The 16160-nt window shown below is 56.6% G+C and carries 12 protein-coding genes; 7 read left to right on the plus strand and 5 right to left on the minus strand.

Features of this window, described 5'->3' with window-relative positions:
- Positions 1 to 22: 22 nt before the first annotated feature.
- From BLR09_RS01400 to BLR09_RS01420, 5 genes are all read right to left on the minus strand, one after another.
- On the minus strand, positions 23 to 2428 hold the full coding sequence (locus BLR09_RS01400; RefSeq protein WP_093196755.1) for a TonB-dependent receptor: 2406 nt from the start codon (positions 2426 to 2428) through the stop codon (positions 23 to 25).
- The gene (locus BLR09_RS01405; RefSeq protein ID WP_093196757.1) at positions 2406 to 3680 is read right to left on the minus strand and encodes an HTTM domain-containing protein; all 1275 of its coding nucleotides are present in this window, start codon (positions 3678 to 3680) and stop codon (positions 2406 to 2408) included. Before BLR09_RS01405 ends, BLR09_RS01400 begins: the two co-directional genes overlap by 23 nt.
- A 58-nt stretch (positions 3681 to 3738) precedes the next feature.
- Positions 3739 to 4875: an imelysin family protein gene (locus BLR09_RS01410; RefSeq protein ID WP_093196759.1), complete on the minus strand. Its 1137-nt coding sequence runs from the start codon at positions 4873 to 4875 to the stop codon at positions 3739 to 3741.
- 65 nt (positions 4876 to 4940) lie between these two features.
- A complete protein-coding gene (locus BLR09_RS01415; protein ID WP_245689849.1) occupies positions 4941 to 6152 on the minus strand; it encodes a DUF4856 domain-containing protein in 1212 nt (403 codons plus the stop codon).
- Between the two features lie 119 nt (positions 6153 to 6271).
- Positions 6272 to 7435 (minus strand): glycoside hydrolase, encoded by a 1164-nt coding sequence (locus tag BLR09_RS01420; RefSeq protein WP_093196763.1) that lies wholly within the window; start codon positions 7433 to 7435, stop codon positions 6272 to 6274.
- Positions 7436 to 7532: 97 nt separating this feature from the next.
- Between BLR09_RS01420 and BLR09_RS01425 the strand changes: the two genes are divergently transcribed.
- From BLR09_RS01425 to BLR09_RS01455, 7 genes are all read left to right on the plus strand, one after another.
- Positions 7533 to 8876 carry a DUF3748 domain-containing protein gene (locus BLR09_RS01425; RefSeq protein WP_245689850.1) on the plus strand — a complete coding sequence of 448 codons (1344 nt, stop codon included), beginning with the start codon at positions 7533 to 7535 and terminating at the stop codon, positions 8874 to 8876.
- Between the two features lie 75 nt (positions 8877 to 8951).
- The gene (locus tag BLR09_RS01430; protein ID WP_093196765.1) at positions 8952 to 10766 is read left to right on the plus strand and encodes a glycoside hydrolase family 127 protein; all 1815 of its coding nucleotides are present in this window, start codon (positions 8952 to 8954) and stop codon (positions 10764 to 10766) included.
- A gap of 141 nt (positions 10767 to 10907) precedes the next feature.
- A complete protein-coding gene (locus BLR09_RS01435) occupies positions 10908 to 11813 on the plus strand; it encodes a sugar phosphate isomerase/epimerase family protein (protein ID WP_093196767.1) in 906 nt (301 codons plus the stop codon).
- A complete protein-coding gene (locus BLR09_RS01440) occupies positions 11800 to 12972 on the plus strand; it encodes a mandelate racemase/muconate lactonizing enzyme family protein (protein ID WP_093196769.1) in 1173 nt (390 codons plus the stop codon). Before BLR09_RS01435 ends, BLR09_RS01440 begins: the two co-directional genes overlap by 14 nt.
- An 11-nt stretch (positions 12973 to 12983) precedes the next feature.
- Complete coding sequence (locus BLR09_RS01445) at positions 12984 to 13475, plus strand: VOC family protein (RefSeq protein WP_093196772.1); 492 nt, start codon at positions 12984 to 12986, stop codon at positions 13473 to 13475.
- Positions 13472 to 14413: a 2-hydroxyacid dehydrogenase gene (locus BLR09_RS01450; RefSeq protein WP_093196774.1), complete on the plus strand. Its 942-nt coding sequence runs from the start codon at positions 13472 to 13474 to the stop codon at positions 14411 to 14413. The genes BLR09_RS01445 and BLR09_RS01450 overlap by 4 nt, the downstream gene beginning before the upstream one ends.
- A gap of 322 nt (positions 14414 to 14735) precedes the next feature.
- Positions 14736 to 16160, plus strand: a complete 1425-nt coding sequence (locus tag BLR09_RS01455) for a hypothetical protein (RefSeq protein ID WP_143010984.1) — start codon at positions 14736 to 14738, stop codon at positions 16158 to 16160.

Here is a 16160-nt window from a genome sequence, read left to right on the forward strand (position 1 = left end):
GGAGAACGTCTTCTCCTGGCTTTTACAGCTTGAACTGAAGCGTTACATACACACTCCGACCGTCAGACGGGAGGATACCCGGTCCGGGATAACCCGTCGCCCGCCGCGTGAAATACATGCGGTTGGCCAGGTTATTGAGGCTTCCTTCCAGCCGAAAACGCTTCCAGGTGTAGGAGGCGGTCGCATCCCAGATGGCATAGGAGGGGATCAGGCCGACGACCGCCGAAACGCCGCCGTCCTTGGCATTCGTCGCGTCTGAATACTGTTGAGAGAGGTAGGTATATTGCAGCGATGCCCGGAATTTCCGGTAGCCGAAACGCACGCCGCTTTTCAGGTTGACGGCGGGTACAAATTCGACCTGGTTGCCTTTGACGCCCGGGATATCGCTTTTGTTGTAGGTTGACCGGATCAGAGCCAGATTTCCGAATACCACGCCGCTCCAGTCGGGACGTACCTCTGATTTCAGGAAATCCACTTCGCCATAGGATTCCAGACCGAATATCAGCGCCTGGCCAATGTTGCTGCGCATGCGCAGTACCCGGTCGTTTTCGTCGTAAAACTGTACCTCGCCGATCCGGTTGTTGTAGTTGAGCAAAAATCCACTGACGTCGTAGCTGAAAAGCGACGTACCCCTGCTGCGGATACCGGCATCCAGCGAAAACCCTTTTTCGTCTTTCATGTTCGGGTCGATGAACGAGGAGGGGTTGGAAATCCGCATGTCGCTGAAGGTAATGGAGCGGTAGTTCTGCGAAATGTTTCCGTATGCTTCGGCATGCTCATTCGGCTTGTAACTCAGACCGATACCTGCAATAACGAACTGACGACCGTTGGTACGCTGCTCCTGCGTTTTTTTGACATCGAGGATATTTCCGGCAAGGTCGTAGAGAATCGTACCATAGAATCCGTCGGCTTTTGTACGAATCCACTCAAATCGTACGCCGGGTGTAACCGATACTTTATCAGAGAGGTAGAAAATGTTTTCGGCAAAGACCGATACGTTCCGGTTCGGGAAGCGGTAGTCGTAGGAAATCCCCTGATTCGGATCAACAAAATGAAAATCAGCGGTTTTGGATGTACTACCGAGTCCTTGGACACTGTGGTTGAAGCCGTGGTAGTACCGGGCGCCGGCAAGGAGTACCGACTGCCGTGAAGCGACCGTATACCGTTTCAGGTAACGGCCTTCCGCTCCCCAGTTCGTAAAATCGCCTTTGATCAGGTCCCGTTCGGATTGATCGTCGACCGTCGCCACCCGGTTCGGCCGGAAACCGAGCGAATACCGGTAGGCCGACAAGCCAAATACCCGGAAATTGAGCTCATCGTTCGGCGTCAGCTGGTGATCGAGGTGCAGCGCCCATAAATTCCAGTTGACTTTGAACCAGTTACGTTCACGGTTGGTCTGCCGTGGGTCCTGCGCAAACATCGCGTCGCTCAACCCGCCCGGCTGGTGCGCCAGGTAGCTCATGTGCGTGATGTCGATTCCAACGCGGGTGCGGTCGCTGAGGCGGTAGTTCAGGTCCGTATAAAAGGTATAGTTGTCGAAGTCACTGTTTTTCCGCCAGCCGTCTCCCCGCTTGTACTGAAAAAAGGTATAGTGGCTGAAACGGCCGTTCGTTCCGGAAGCGCTGGTAAAGGCGTTGTAAAACCCGAAGGAACCGACGGTTTGGCGGGCAACGAGCTCAAACGGCCGGTCGCCGACAGGCTTTTTCATTTCGAAGTTGATCAGCCCGCCGAACTGCGTCCCGTATTGCAGGGAGGCGGCGCCGCGGACCATCTGTATCCGGCCGACGGCCTCAACCGGTGGCGTGTAGTAGCTTTCGGGGTAGCCGAGGGCGTCGGCGCTGATGTCGTATCCGTTCTGGCGGACATTGAAGTTCGACGTACGATTCGGATCCAGGCCCCGCCCGCCGATGCTCAGCTGAAGCCCGGCGCCATCGTTTTCCCAGATATTCAGCCCGGCCACGCGGGAATAAATCTGGCGGGCATTGTTCGTGGCGAGGTTGGCTACCAGCTGATCCGGAACGATTACCTCTGATTTTTTTCCTTCGTAAATACCCATGTTTTCGACCGAGCGCAGCCGCGTAAATCCGAAATCCGTTTGCTTGTCGGAAACGACTACTTCTTTCAGGTCTTTGGTGCGCGGTTCGAGGAACAGGATCAGCTGCGTTTCCTGCTGTCCGTGGGCGAAAGGAAAGCGGTGAGAATCATGCCCGCTGTGCGTAACGTCGAGCAGGTATTGCCCCGGGCGGATGTGCGCGAAGGAAAACCGCCCATCCACGCGGGTACGATGGGTCTGGCCGCCGAGACGGACGTCCGCGCCGGAAAGGACCGTACTGTCCCGTGCAGACAATACCCGGCCCGAAACCGTTGTCTGAGCCGATACCAGCTGTGTAAAAAGCAGTAAGAGACTAAAAACCGTAAATCGTATCATCAAAAGGCGTAATCCAGGATTTGGGTAAAAACGTATCGCGCTCGCGGGCCAGGTCGGTATCCGGCGCTACCAGCGGACGGCCGAACCGGCCGTTCAGCGCAACGTACGAATCGACGTATACCGAAGGCTGCCGGAAGCCCTTTCCGGCAAAATGATCCCGCAGAAAATGCGCGTACTGCAACAGCATATCCGGCTGCGTCGACATCATTTTTTCCTGCAGGGGAGTCAGAAACAGGGTATTGTTGACGATGATTTTCCGGCCGGTAGTGTCCTGCACGGTAAACTGGGCATACCCGGCTTTTTCCATGAGCATAACCCGCCAGGAAAACCGGTAGCCTTCTTCCGTCCAGAATAACTCTCCGGGATAGAGCAGGTACCGGAACGGAAACAGAAACTGAAACACAAAAAAGACCAGAAGGCCGGCCTTCAGTACCTTTTCCGCCGCCGGACGATAGGCATACACCGTCGCCGATCGTACCGGCATCGCCGGAACCAGCCGGCCAAGCCTGGCCAGCAGTCGTCCATGCCATTCCCCCGAAAAGAAAATCAACGCCGTAACGATCATCACATAGGGAAACATCCCGATCGGAAACAGCAGCGCCGTCAGCACATGAAAAACAACGACCATCGCATAGGCCCATACCCGCGTACGCGGCAGCAGGAGCCAGAGCGGAATCGTCAGGTCATACAGGCAGCCGATCCAGCTGAAGGCATAGGCAACCCAGCGCTTTTCGAGCAGGGGGCCGATTACCGGCATGTCGTTTCGGGCCGGCAGCCAGATACGCAGGGGCAGCGCTTCGAGCAGCCAGTCCGAATTAAGCTTGGCTATTCCCGCAAAAACGTACAAAAGCGCGACGAGCAGCCGAACCGAGCCGGTTGTCCAGTACGGGATCCGGCCTGCCCGGAGCGACGGCTTCCGCCAGGCGTCTACCGAAAACAGGACGTTCGCCGGTAGAAAAATCAGCATCAGGCAGACCAGGCTGACGAAGTAATAGTGATTCAGGTACGTCGTCTTGTCCATCAGCTCGATGTACGTGAAGCTGAGAAACAGGCCTGCGGCGGCCCACCGGTACCAGAGTCCGATCATGACCAGTAATGCGCATAGCCCGCAGACCGCAAAAACAGCATACGTGGCTTCGCCCAGCGGATGGACAAACCCGAACCCGTAGTAGGGAAAAAAGAACGCCGGCCGGATGTACAGCTCATCGATCCAGCCCTTCGTCCAGAATCGGACCACACTGGCCAGCAGCATAGCGCCCCAAACGATCCGGAAGACCACGAGGGGCGCTGCCGAAGTACTCTTTTCCACGTTAATCTCCGTCGTTATCCGTGTAGGTAATGGTGATGCTCATCGCCGTCGTCATGTCTACCTTGAGCATCCGGACTACCTTCTGCATTTCGGTGTAGACGTCCACGACGGCCGCTTTGTTCGTATTGATTTCGTCGTACAGACTGGCTTTGAGCGGCTGGAGTTTTTTCGCCGCGGCGTCCAGCTGGTTGAGGATGGCTGTGGTCAGCAGCTCGCCGGTTTTGCTGTCTTTGGCGTTGAGGCCGTTGAGGTAGCTTTTGAGCGACAAGCCTTCGGATCCGGTTCGGCGGCTTTTTCCATTGAAGAAATCCACGAAAGCCTGCTGGGCGGTCTGGGCGAGGAGTTTCGACAGGTCTTTTTTGTAAAAGCCTTCCACTTTCTCCGGCGCCGCTACGCCGTTGGTCATCGCACCCGACGGAATACCGATCTTTCCGGAACGGATATAGCGCTCATAATGAAGAACATACCCATTGACGAGCTGGGAAGTCGAACAGCCTGCATCCAGCCCGGTACAGTTCACAAACTTATCCCGGGAATTGCCCCATTCGGAAATAACCAGCCCGAGCATGAGGTTCATCTTGCTCACTACCTTCTTCAGATAAGCGATCCGCTGTGCTGCGTTTTCGTCCTTGGTATACTTGCCGAGGATAGCCGCGTCGTTGGCGCCAACGCCGTTGAGGAGGTAGTCCAGCGCCGGGAAACCCTGGCGCGGGTAGGAGTTGGGCAGATCCAGGTTCGGGTTATCTGCCTTGAGGTTGTCTTCGATGCCCGTGGCATTGGCCGGGTAAATATTGAAGTAGTAGCGAAGGGTCTGGGTATTGGCCGGACCGACGTCAAACAATTCAACCTTCTGCCACTCGACATAGGCATCCGCCCATCCCTGCCGCAGCGTAGCCAGCTTGTCGGCGTCGGGTTTGGCAGCGAAGGCATTGGTCCGCGCTGTCAGCGTGTCCAGCTTGACTTTGAAAGCAGCGTAGCCGGGAAGGATGATGTCGTCGACGGTATAAGTCAGCAACGCCTTGCGGTTGGTAGCGCCCTGATCGGGATCGGGGCCGGGACCATTGGAGCCTTTATCACCCGAGCAGGCGGTCATGAAAACAAGGCCGGTCAGGGCCAGAAAGAGGGAAAAGCGATTCATCTGTTATAACGGAAAAAACAGAGCAACCGGAGCTGCTCTGTTGGTCTTACAAAAGGAGTAACCTCCTAAAGGTTGAACTTGGCCTTGATCTTGGCCGACGCCGCATCGACTTTGGCGTTGGTCAGTCCCCAGAAACCTTTCGGATCCGAATCCACCAGGTCGTTGAGCAATCCGTCCGAGAATGCGTCATCCGCGCCGTTTACCTTGCAGAAACGCAGGGAATAGATAAATCCGGCGCCTTCCCCGAATGCGTGCGCACGGGCAGCGTCATTGGTAGCGTTGGTTTTCCATTTATCCAGGTAACCTCTGGCGGCGGCGGCAATGGCCTTCTCAAATTCTGTACGGATAAGCAGCGCCTGTTCTTTCAGGACGGTTTTATCGTTGTTGACGATGGCAGCACGACCCTTCAGGAATGCCGGGTGGAGTTTGGCAAAGCCTTCTTTGTTGTATTCCCAGACATAAGAGCCGAGGAAGCTTTCGCCACCGTTCGACGTGGGCGTGGCGTTCATGCCATACCGCGCGTTGAGCGTCAGGATACCGTAGGCTTCGTCCCAGTTATGTTCGAGCTGCGTGTATTTTTTGCCGGAGACAACCTTGCTGTTGTCCGCATTCAGGCTCTGATCGCTGAACAGCGTTTGAGCGATGTAATCAAGCTGGAAAGCGCCGATAAAGCTCTTGGCAATTACCTGGCCGAGCTCGATTCCTTTCGAGTCGACGAGGTAGGTGCCCAGTTTACCCGCTTTGCCTTCCGCTGCCGTCAGCTGTACCGATTTGGAAGCCTCGGCGATGGCGACAAAGTGATCATCCAGCCGTTTGCGGACTTTCTCGGGGTCCGTAGCAGAGAGGCCTGTTACCGTCCGCACCGCGAGTCCGGAGGTATTCAGCGCGGCGTCAGAGAACGGGCTGCCGGTGTTGGCAAACATATTCTTCAGGACTGTTCCGTCGAGTACGACTGTTGAACCGGCCGGCGTCACCGTTTTCATGTAGGTGTCCATCGCCCGGATCATGCTCAGACGGGCACGGCCCTGGCTCAGATCTACCGTTGACGCGCCGGTCTGGTCGACAAACAACCGCGCATAAGACGTCGTATCAGCCAGTTGTGCATAATCGATTTTGGTACGGAGGTTCGGTGCGACATTGTTGTCGTCATCGTTCGAACAGGAAGAAAGAAGCGTCAGAAGACAGACGGCAGGAACCGCCGCAAGTGTCCATTTCCGGGCGAGCATATGGGAGCTTGTTACAAACAGTGAATAGAATCGCTGGCAAAGTAACAGCATTATTTAGACTAATTACAAACACTGGCGCCGGATTTTTTCTCGCCCCCTGTAAGAACAAGTACTTAGTCAGCCGGGTTGACTTGTTTAGTTGTCGGGGAAATTTATTCGAAATCAGGGAGTTATCGGTCGTGTCCAGCCTTCCGGCGGACTTTTTTGATCCGGTGAAAAGTCAGGTAGTTGGCGTCGTGATTATTGCGCGCGCCGCCGTCGGCATCGTCAAACGCCGTCCGGCACGCGAAAAGGATATCGCGCCCGTCCCAGATCCAGTCGACATACTGAAACCCATGTTTAGCTACATCCGGATGTTGAAGTACGATCCGGTCCACCGACCAGCTCCGGAGATCTGCCGAGCGGACCAGCGCCAGCGTATTGCGGATGCCGGCGGGATTCTTTCCGGGGTTCGCCGCCTTTACATTCTCCGGAATCAGGTTTGCGAGCGCCCAGTAAATACCGGAGGCCGGGTCACGGCGAATCGCAAATTTCTTGCTTCCGCCGGGAAAGGAAACAAAGCCGGAGTCGGTACGGAAACCGGCCGTACGCCCGTCGCCGCTGACAGAGACCATTGCTGCTTTTTCATCCAGTGAAGAGCGGTCGTCTACCCGAAGAACATCCCATAGCCGCCCGTCGGGACCCGCCACTGCGTTGCCTTCGAGCCAGCCGCCAAAATGCCCGTCAAGGTAAGTGGAGTCGTAGCGGAGTACATTGGTAGGCGTCCAGTTTCCGGCTATCATCGGATCGGCGTCTGCCGGAATCGAAAGCAGGAAAGCGCCATAACGTTTTCCCCATTGCCGGATCGGCCCCATGGCGTCTTCCATCGCCCGCCAGAGCCGGCCGTTGTATTCGATGAGCGGCATCGGCGCGCAATGGTACTCTCCGGCAAGGAGCAGGCCGGTTTCAGGTCCCGACGGTTCTGACCAGGTATACCCGCCGTCGCCCGAGGTCCGGATAATGGTATTGCCGTGGTGTTTATCGGTACCGAGGAAGTAGAGTTTGTTTCGGTGGACGAATAGCTTCGACCAAAACTGCCCGTTGATTTCAGCGCGTAGCCGCCATGTTTTGCCTTTGTCGCCTGACCCGTATATCCGGGAAACAGGGCGGACAAATTCATTTGATTTCGGACCGAAGAGATCATGGGAAGCGAGGTACTCGCCGTTGGGCAGCACGCACAGGCTTGGCGAGCCGATATACAGGCCTGATGCCGCAGGACTATAGGCAATGACCGTACCAGGAACCTGCGCCCATCCGATCAGGGGCAGGAAGAGTAGCAGAAGCAGTTTTTTCATGTGGTTCAGAGGTAGGTCGAAAGATAGGATTTTTTCAGGGATGAATAGTCCGGCTCCGTCTTCCTGACGTACTACCTCAAACCGATCAATTCCAACTATGATGCCTTGGTTCCTGTTCTTTCTCGGCCTGGGTACATCTCCGTTTGCCATGCAAGAACGCCAGCTTACATTTTCTCCCGAAGGCCATACGCTTCACCATACGCAGGTTTTTTCTCCGGACGACCGTTGGATCGTCTTCGATAGCCGCAACCAGGACGACGCCATCATCCGGACAGGCGCCATCCGCATGGTCAATACCCAAACCGGTGAAACACGGCAACTATACCGCACTGAAAACCAGACAGAATATGGCCCCGGCGTTGGCGCAGCGACCTTCAGTCCCATCCGGAACCGCGTCCTGTTCATCCACGGTATCCGCAATGCAGGTCCGGAAAACCCGTACGGTATGACCCGGCGAACCGGTGTAGCTATTGATACCGACCAGCCCGGCGTCCGCCATTTTCTGGACGCCCGGAATATCAACGCCCCGTTTACGCCCGGCGCGCTGCGGGGCGGTACCCATGCGCATACCTGGAGCGCCGATGGGCAATGGATCAGTTTCACCTATAACGATTATATACTTGAGCAACTCGGCCGCCGGGACCCCTCGGTACACGATCTGCGTACCGTCGGCGTGATGGTACCTGCCGGTCCGGTTCATGTGCCGGATACCCATTCCCCGGAAAACAATGACGGGGAGCTGTTTTCGGTGGTGGTGACCCGCGTTACCGACCACCCCGCTCCCGGCAGCGATGAGATCGACAAGGCGTTTGACGAAGCCTGGATCGGGCGGGATGGATACGTCGGCAGCGACGGAAAGCGAAAAAAACGCGCGATTGCCTTTCAGGGAAATGTCCGGACAAGCAACGGAGAGACCAAAACAGAGGTCTTTGTCGTGGATTTACCGGACGACCTGACGCAGGCTGCTCCCGGTGAGCCGCTGCAGGGAACTGCGACTACCCGGCCCGGTATTCCGGCCGGCGTACAACAGCGCCGCGTGACATTCACCGAAAAAGGCGTACGCGGGCTGCGTCACTGGCTCCGGACGCTTCCGGACGGATCGATGATTTTGTTTTTGTCGGAAGACGAACACGGTCATACTCAGGTATTTGGCGTTTCGCCGAACGGCGGAAAAATCCGGCAACTGACGTTCCAGCCGTTTTCGGTTCAGACCAATTTCCAGGTACATCCGGATGGTACCCGCCTGGTTTACGGAGCTGATAACAGCGTTTTTGTGACGCGGCTTTCCGACGGAACCTTCGAACGGGTGTCGCGGCGATACCCGGATGGCGAGCAGCCGGTCAACGGCGTCGTCTGGTCCAACGACGGGAAGAAAATAGCCTTTAACCGCTACGTAGCCGGGGAAGGAGGGAAATTCCTTCAGATTTTTCTGCTGGAATAACCCGAGGGTGCAGGACAGGAGCAGGCCGCGTTTTCGAAATATTTGAACGTAAAAACCTCTGAACGAATCCCTGCCATGAAAGCTCTTTTCCTGCTTCTTTTCCCGGTTTGGCTTGGTGCGCAGACGCACGTGCGCGACCGCCTCGTGCCCGCTGACAGTGTTGTGCTGACCGGTTTTGCCGGCCAGCGCCTGGAGGCATCCTACCTCAACCGCATCCTCGTACAGGATGTGGACCGGCTTGTCGAACCGTTCCGGAACCGTACCGAAACCCGTTGCTGGCAGTCCGAATTCTGGGGGAAGTGGTTTACGTCGGCAGTACTTGCGTATCGCTACAAACCCGACCCTGCGCTGCGGGCGCTGCTCAACAAAGCGGTGACGGAGCTGATCAGTACCCAGACGAAAGACGGCTACATCGGCAACTATGCGCCGAAAAGCCACCTCGATCAATGGGATATCTGGGGGCGGAAGTACTGCCTGCTTGGGCTGCTTTCCTGGTATGACCTGACCGAAGATCGCCGGGCACTCGACGCCGCGCTCCATCTCACAGACCATTTACTGAAAGAACTTGATAACCAGCTGATTGTCCGGAAGGGCAATCACAGAGGTATGGCAGCGACGTCTATCCTCGAACCCCTGAGCCTCTTATACGGACGAACCGGCGACCCGCGGTACCTCGCTTATGCCAGGGAAATTGTCCGGCAGTGGGAAACGGCGGATGGTCCGCAGCTGATTGCCAAAGCGGGTACCGATGTCGCGCATCGCTTCGAAAAACCCAAAAACTGGTTTGGCTGGGAACAGGGGCAGAAGGCTTACGAGATGATGTCCTGCTACGAAGGCCTGCTGGAGCTATACCGCCTGACGGGCGATCAGACCTACCGGGAGGCGGTTGAAAAAACCTGGGAAAATATCCGCGATACGGAAATAAACGTAGCCGGTTCCGGTTCGGCGATGGAATGCTGGTTTGGCGGAAAGAAGTACCAGACCGTAGCGGTGCACCACTACCAGGAAACCTGCGTAACCGTTACCTGGATCAAGCTGAGCCTGCAACTGCTCCGGCTCACGGGGCAGATGAAATATGCCGACGCCGTCGAGCAGTCCTGGTTCAATGCCCTTCTCGGATCGATGCGACCCGACGGCGCCGACTGGGCCAAGTATACTCCGCTGGCCGGGCAGCGGCTCGAAGGCTCGGAGCAGTGCGGCATGGGCCTTAACTGCTGTACGGCGAGCGGTCCCCGCGGTCTGTTTGCCTTTCCGTTTGCCGCGGTGATGGAAGCATCTGACGGCGCGCAGGTTAATTTCTATACCGCCGGCGCCTTCCGCATCAAAACGCCAGGCGGTCAGTACCTTACCCTCACGCTGGATACCGACTACCCCGTCAGCGGAAAAGTACGGTTCAGGCTGGCGTTGTCGCGGCCGGAGGAATTTACCCTGACCTTCCGCATACCGGAGTGGTGCCGGCAGATGACGGTCAACGGGCAGGCCGTTTCCGGCCCGAAAACCGCTATCCGGCAGGAATGGAAGAATGGCGCGGTAGTTGAACTCAACCTGACGATGGAAGGCCGGGTACTGCGCATGGGCAAAGAACCCGAGATGGTGGCGCTGGTACGTGGGCCGATCGTCCTCAGCCGCGACGCCCGCTTTGAAGGTCCTGAAATGGAGGCGCTTCTTACGCCGCCCGGAAAAGAGGAGACCATTGCCCTGGACCCTGTCCGGGAGCCGGGTGTCTGGATGGCGTTCCGGGCCAATTTCCTTCCTGAATCGTACAGGGAAGGAGGAGCGAAGGCAGTGCCCGTTGTTTTCTGCGACTATGCTTCTGCCGGAAATAATCCCGAACACTCCCTTTTCCGCGTGTGGCTGCCGCAGCTGCTCGATCCCAGTCGCCTCCCCTGAAGCAATTGTTTTTGCTGTCTTGCGGGTATCTTCCATCAAATCGCCTCTTTTCTGTAAGAATTCAAGAAAAAATTAGCGGATATTCAGGGCGGCCGTCGCCCGGCCGGTACCATCCGACTCACTCTAAACCTGATTCCTGAAATGGAATTATCGATTCACAACTGGATGCGTGCGGAGCCCATCGAGACCACGATCCGCCGCATTTCCCGCCTCGGCTACAAGAAGCTGGAAATCCAGGGAGAGCCGTCCCTGTACGATACCACGCGCATCGGCAAGCTGCTCCGCGATCACGACCTTGGTTGCTGGGGTTCGGTGACGCTTATGCTGGAAGACCGGAATCTCCTGGCAAAAGACCCCGCGCAGCGGGCTAAATCGGTTCAGTATGTCAAAGACGTTGTCAGGATGGTTCGGGAACTGGACGGACACATGGTGTCTGTTGTCCCCGGAACGGTCGGGAAAATTGTACCGGACGGACGACCGGACGACGAATGGCGCTGGGCCGTCGACAGTATGAAGGAAGTATATGAATATGCAGAGTCAGTCGATATACTCCTTGGTATTGAGCCTATTAACCGGTTCGAGACCTACTTCATCAACCGTGGCGATCAGGCGCTGGCGCTGGCCGAGGCAGTAGGGCCGAAATGCGGCGTTTGCCTCGATACCTTCCACATGAACATCGAGGAAGACAATACCTATGACGCCATCCGGCGGGCCAAAGGGCGGCTGGTAGGTTTCCACGTGGCCGACAGCAACCGCATGGCGCCGGGTATGGGTACGCTCAACTGGCCCGAAATCATCCGGACACTAAATGAAATCGGGTATGACGACGTCCTGTCGGTCGAGTTTTGCGCTCCGCTGGACCGTACACCGGCCAATCCGTACCCCAATTCTATTGACGAACATCCTGAGGGACTTTCCCCCGAACAAAAGAAATTCCTGGAAGACCACGGCAGTTCTTCCGTTACCGAGGATTTCTATACCATGCTTACCCGTCAATCTTCCGAAACCCTTTTACCCCTGATTCAGCCTGTTTATGAAGATAAGTAATGTGGAAGCCTTCTGGCTCCGGTGTCCGATTCCCAGGGAAAAACAACATACGTCCGACTACGGCCTGCTGACGGATTTCGACATGACGCTTGTCGTTGTGACGACGGAAGACGGCCTCCAGGGCTTCGGCGAGGCGAAAGCGGCCGTCGGTTCATCCGGCGTCTGTTCCTCTATCGTCGGTTGCATTGAAAACGAACTTCGTCCGCTCCTGATCGGTAAAGACGCCAGTCAGATTTCCCGTTTGTGGGAACACGTATACAACGGCACGCGGGATCACTACGCGCTGAGCCGGGGCCGGAAATTTCCGGTGCTGGGCCGCCGCGGGCTGCTTATCTCCGCGTTGAGCGGTATCGATACGGCTTTATGGGATCTGAAAGGAAAGGCATTGGATACGCCCGTTGTAAACCTCCTCGGCGGCGCCTGCCGGGAGCGTATGCCTGCCTATGCGAGCGGCGGCTGGGCGGACGCGTCGCGCATCGGCGAGCAGCTCAATGGGTACATTTCGAAGGGTTTCGGTGGTGTGAAGATGCGTGTGGGCGTGATGGACGGGACCGTGCAGAACAGCATCGACCGCGTCCGGGCCGCCCGCGAAGCCATCGGTCCGGATATCAAACTCATGGCCGATGCCCACGGCACCTTCAGCGTTCCGGAAGCAAAGAAATTCTGCCGCGGCGTGGAAGACTGTGATCTCTACTGGTTCGAGGAGCCCTGCGGCCCGGATAACCGGCACGGCACTGCGGAAGTACGGGCGTCGACGTCCATTCCCATTGCCGCCGGGGAAAGCGAGTACACGGCGTTTGACATCCGGGACCTGATCGAAGTACGTGCCCTTGACGTCGTCCAGCCCGATTCCGCTATCATCGGCGGTATCACGGAGTCGATGCGGGTGGCGCAGCTGGCGCATACCTACCAGCTTGAGCTGGCGCCGCACTGCTGGGGTTCGGCGTTCTCGTTCATGGCCGGTGTTCATGTCGCGTTTGCGGCGCCGGCGGCGACGATCATCGAGTTTTCCCTTGGCGGTAATCCGATGATGTATGAGCTTGTCAATGAGCGTATTACCGTCGAAAACGGACAACTGATCGCTCCGACCGGTCCCGGCCTGGGCGTCACGCCCAACTGGGCATTTGTGGAGGAGTACACGCAAAAAATAGCCTTCTAAACCCATCTGCTATGGCCAGAGCCCTTAAAATCAACCACGTTACCCTGATTGTCGACAACCTCGAAAAGGCCGGGGCGTTTTACGCCGAAGAACTGGGCCTGGAGGTACTGCCGGCGTTTCATTTTGACTACCCGGTTATGTTCTTCAAGTTCAACGAAGAACAGCAGCTGCACCTGTCTGAATGGAAGGATACGCCGTCGTTCCGCGGGCATATCTGCGTGCAGATCGACGACTTCAACGCCGTTTTTCACCGGATGAAGGAACTCGGCGCAATTGATATTTCTCCCTGGGGAAAAGTACGGCAGTTGCCCGACGGCGCGATGCAGATGTTTGTCCGCGATCCGGCCGGTAACCTTGTCGAGATTTCCTCCCGCCCGGGAAGCGCCGTTGATCCGGCTATTTTTGAAGACGATCTGTATGAAGCGGGTCTGTATGTTTCAGGGCGGAATGATTTCCGCGGAGAACGTTCGGACAACGCCACGCTGTACCACGAACGCTCATGATGCCAACGATTTTACTGCTCGAGTCCGTTGCCGAAGAAGCCGACGCGCTTCTCCGGCAACGGGCCCGGGTTTTTACAGCCTGGGGAGAACGACCCCTGGCCGATATCCTTTCGACGGAACCCGTCGACGCCATTATTACCCGTGGCAAAGGCCTGATAGACGGGAAATTACTGGATCAATGCCCCTCTGTGAAAGTAGTCGCACGCTGCGGCGTAGGTCTCGATAACGTAGACGTTGCGGAGGCGACCCGCCGGGGAATCCGGGTAGTCAATGCCCCCGGTTCCAACGCGGCGACGATCGCCGAGCATACCCTGATGCTCATGCTGATGGCGATTCGGAATGGGTATCGTTCTGCGGAGGCCGTCCGGACCGACAGCTGGGCCTGGCGGAATCAGTACGCCGGCGATGAGCTTTCTGGCAAAACCCTCGGTATTCTGGGGCTGGGAAATATCGGCGGGCGGGTTGCGCGGCTCGGAGAAGCCTTCGGGATGAACGTCGTCACCTGGAGCCGCCGGGATACGCCGTACCGTGTGCTGCCGCTGGAAGAAGTACTGCGGCAATCGGATGTGATTAGTTTGCATCTGCCGCTTACCGACGAAACCCGTTATCTGTTCGACGCAGCACGTTTTTCGCTGCTGAAACCGGGAGCAATACTTGTTAACACGGCGCGTGGCGCGCTGATCGAACGGAACGCCCTGCTCTCGGCGTTGAACAGCGGGCAACTCGCTGCTTTTGCTGCGGATGTATTGGAGGAAGAGCCACCTGCCGTGGGAGATGTTCTTGTCCATCATCCGAATGCGGTGATCACACCCCATTCCGGTAGCCTGACGGCTACGACGTACCGGGCCATGTGCCTGTCGACCGTCACAAACGTCCTGGCCATACTTTACGGGGAGCCTTTCGAAGCGAAGAGCGTCTTCAACCGGAAAGAACTTTAAGGGAATTACGGACCCGACAACGAGGAGAATAAGGCCGCATCCGGCGCTTATTCTCCTTTTTTGTTGGCCAGACTGCCGGGTCTTCCTTGTTAAATGTTCCTCTTGCATCTGATAGCTAACCTGCGGTAATTATTGCAAATGCAGTAAAAACTACTCACTTTTTAAACCTCTTCAGGTGCGAAAAAAATACTATGTCAGGTTTCTTGGTTAAATAGGGTGCTTGATTACCGGAAATCATTATTTTTGGCTAACAACCTGCCTATTGCCGCGGAGACGACCGTCGCCCAACGAGTCCCGAAGGCATCTGAAACTTGTCAGCCTGATGCGAATCCTTCTTTTTCTTTTAGGGTGTATACCTGTGATGGTCGCCGCGCAGGACACGCACTACTGGTCGTCCCAGTTCAATCCCGGTGGTTTTGTCATGCCGGGCGCGACGGTCGCCGACACGCGTGACAGCGGTGTCTTTTTCTTCAATCCGGCGCTGCTGGCTTTTCGTCCGCAGCGGTCTATTTCTGTTTCCGGTAACATTTACCAGTACGCGACGCTGAAGATCCGGGAAGGTACCGGCGTTCACAAGCCACTGGTTTCCAGCGGAACAGGTATCTACCCCTCGATGCTGGCGGGCAGCGTACCGATAAAACGGGGCCGTGTTGTGATGGCTTACGGACTGCTGCATCATTACATCCTTTCGTACAAGGTTACCCAGCGACAGGATAAGCATATGGATGTATTGGATAACGCCTATAGTCCTGGTTCCGAGACTTTTATCGGGCAGTATGCCGCGCAGAACCTCATCAATGAAACCTCGGGATTACTCAGCGCCGCCGTCCGGTTGAAGCCGTCGCTGACGGCCGGTATTACGCTGGAAGGGATTATGCGCAAGCAGTTTCTGGACGAAGAAGTCAGTGCCCGTGCACTTGTCAATACCGGCAGTACCACTGATTTTCTTCCGTTGACAAACGTCGAGTCGGTTTACCGTGTCGAGTATACTTCGATCGGCGTGCGGCCCCGGCTGGGACTGGCGTACAACCGGGACCGTCATCATTTCGGGCTTACGGTTTCCCTGCCGCTTCTGAAACTCTCCGGGCGGGGTACGCTCGTCAGCGATAACCTGGTAACCAACCTCGTTCTCGGCGCCGGCCTGAGTCCGCTCAACCTGCTGGCCAATACCCGGCAGGAAAAACTGCATATCCGATACAAATCACCGGTAAGTATTGCGGCCGGATATACCTTCGATTATGGAAAAGGGCAACTTTTCGCCGCAGCAGAATGGTTTGCGGGATTGAAGGAATATGCCATCCTGACGCCCAGAAACGAGTACTACATCCGTCCGGATACCGCGCAGATTTCGGGAGAAGGACTACTGACCCTACGGGACGCCCGGCGGCCGGTCGTCAATGCAGCGTTGGGCATTACCTTCCCGGTGACGGAGAGAATTCAGGGTTATGCCGCTGCCCGTACCGATTTTACCTACACAGACCGCAGTCGTTTTTCGGTGCCGGACGGGCATACACCCTACACATCGTACTGGAATAACTACCACCTGCAGGTGGGTGCCAACATCCGCAAGAAAAAGATGGAAGTACGTCCCTGCCTGATGTTTACCTATGGCGGGATGAACGGCTACACCCAGCCGGTCAATTTTGATACGCCGAATGAGTCCAACCTGTTGCTGGGCGAGCAGGGAGTAAGCCGGGCAAGTTATTTTGTCGCCGGTTTTCAGCTGTCTTACATTCACGCGCTTTAG

The sequence above is a fragment of the Siphonobacter aquaeclarae genome (genome assembly GCF_900103285.1).
GTDB lineage: Bacteria > Bacteroidota > Bacteroidia > Cytophagales > Spirosomataceae > Siphonobacter > Siphonobacter aquaeclarae.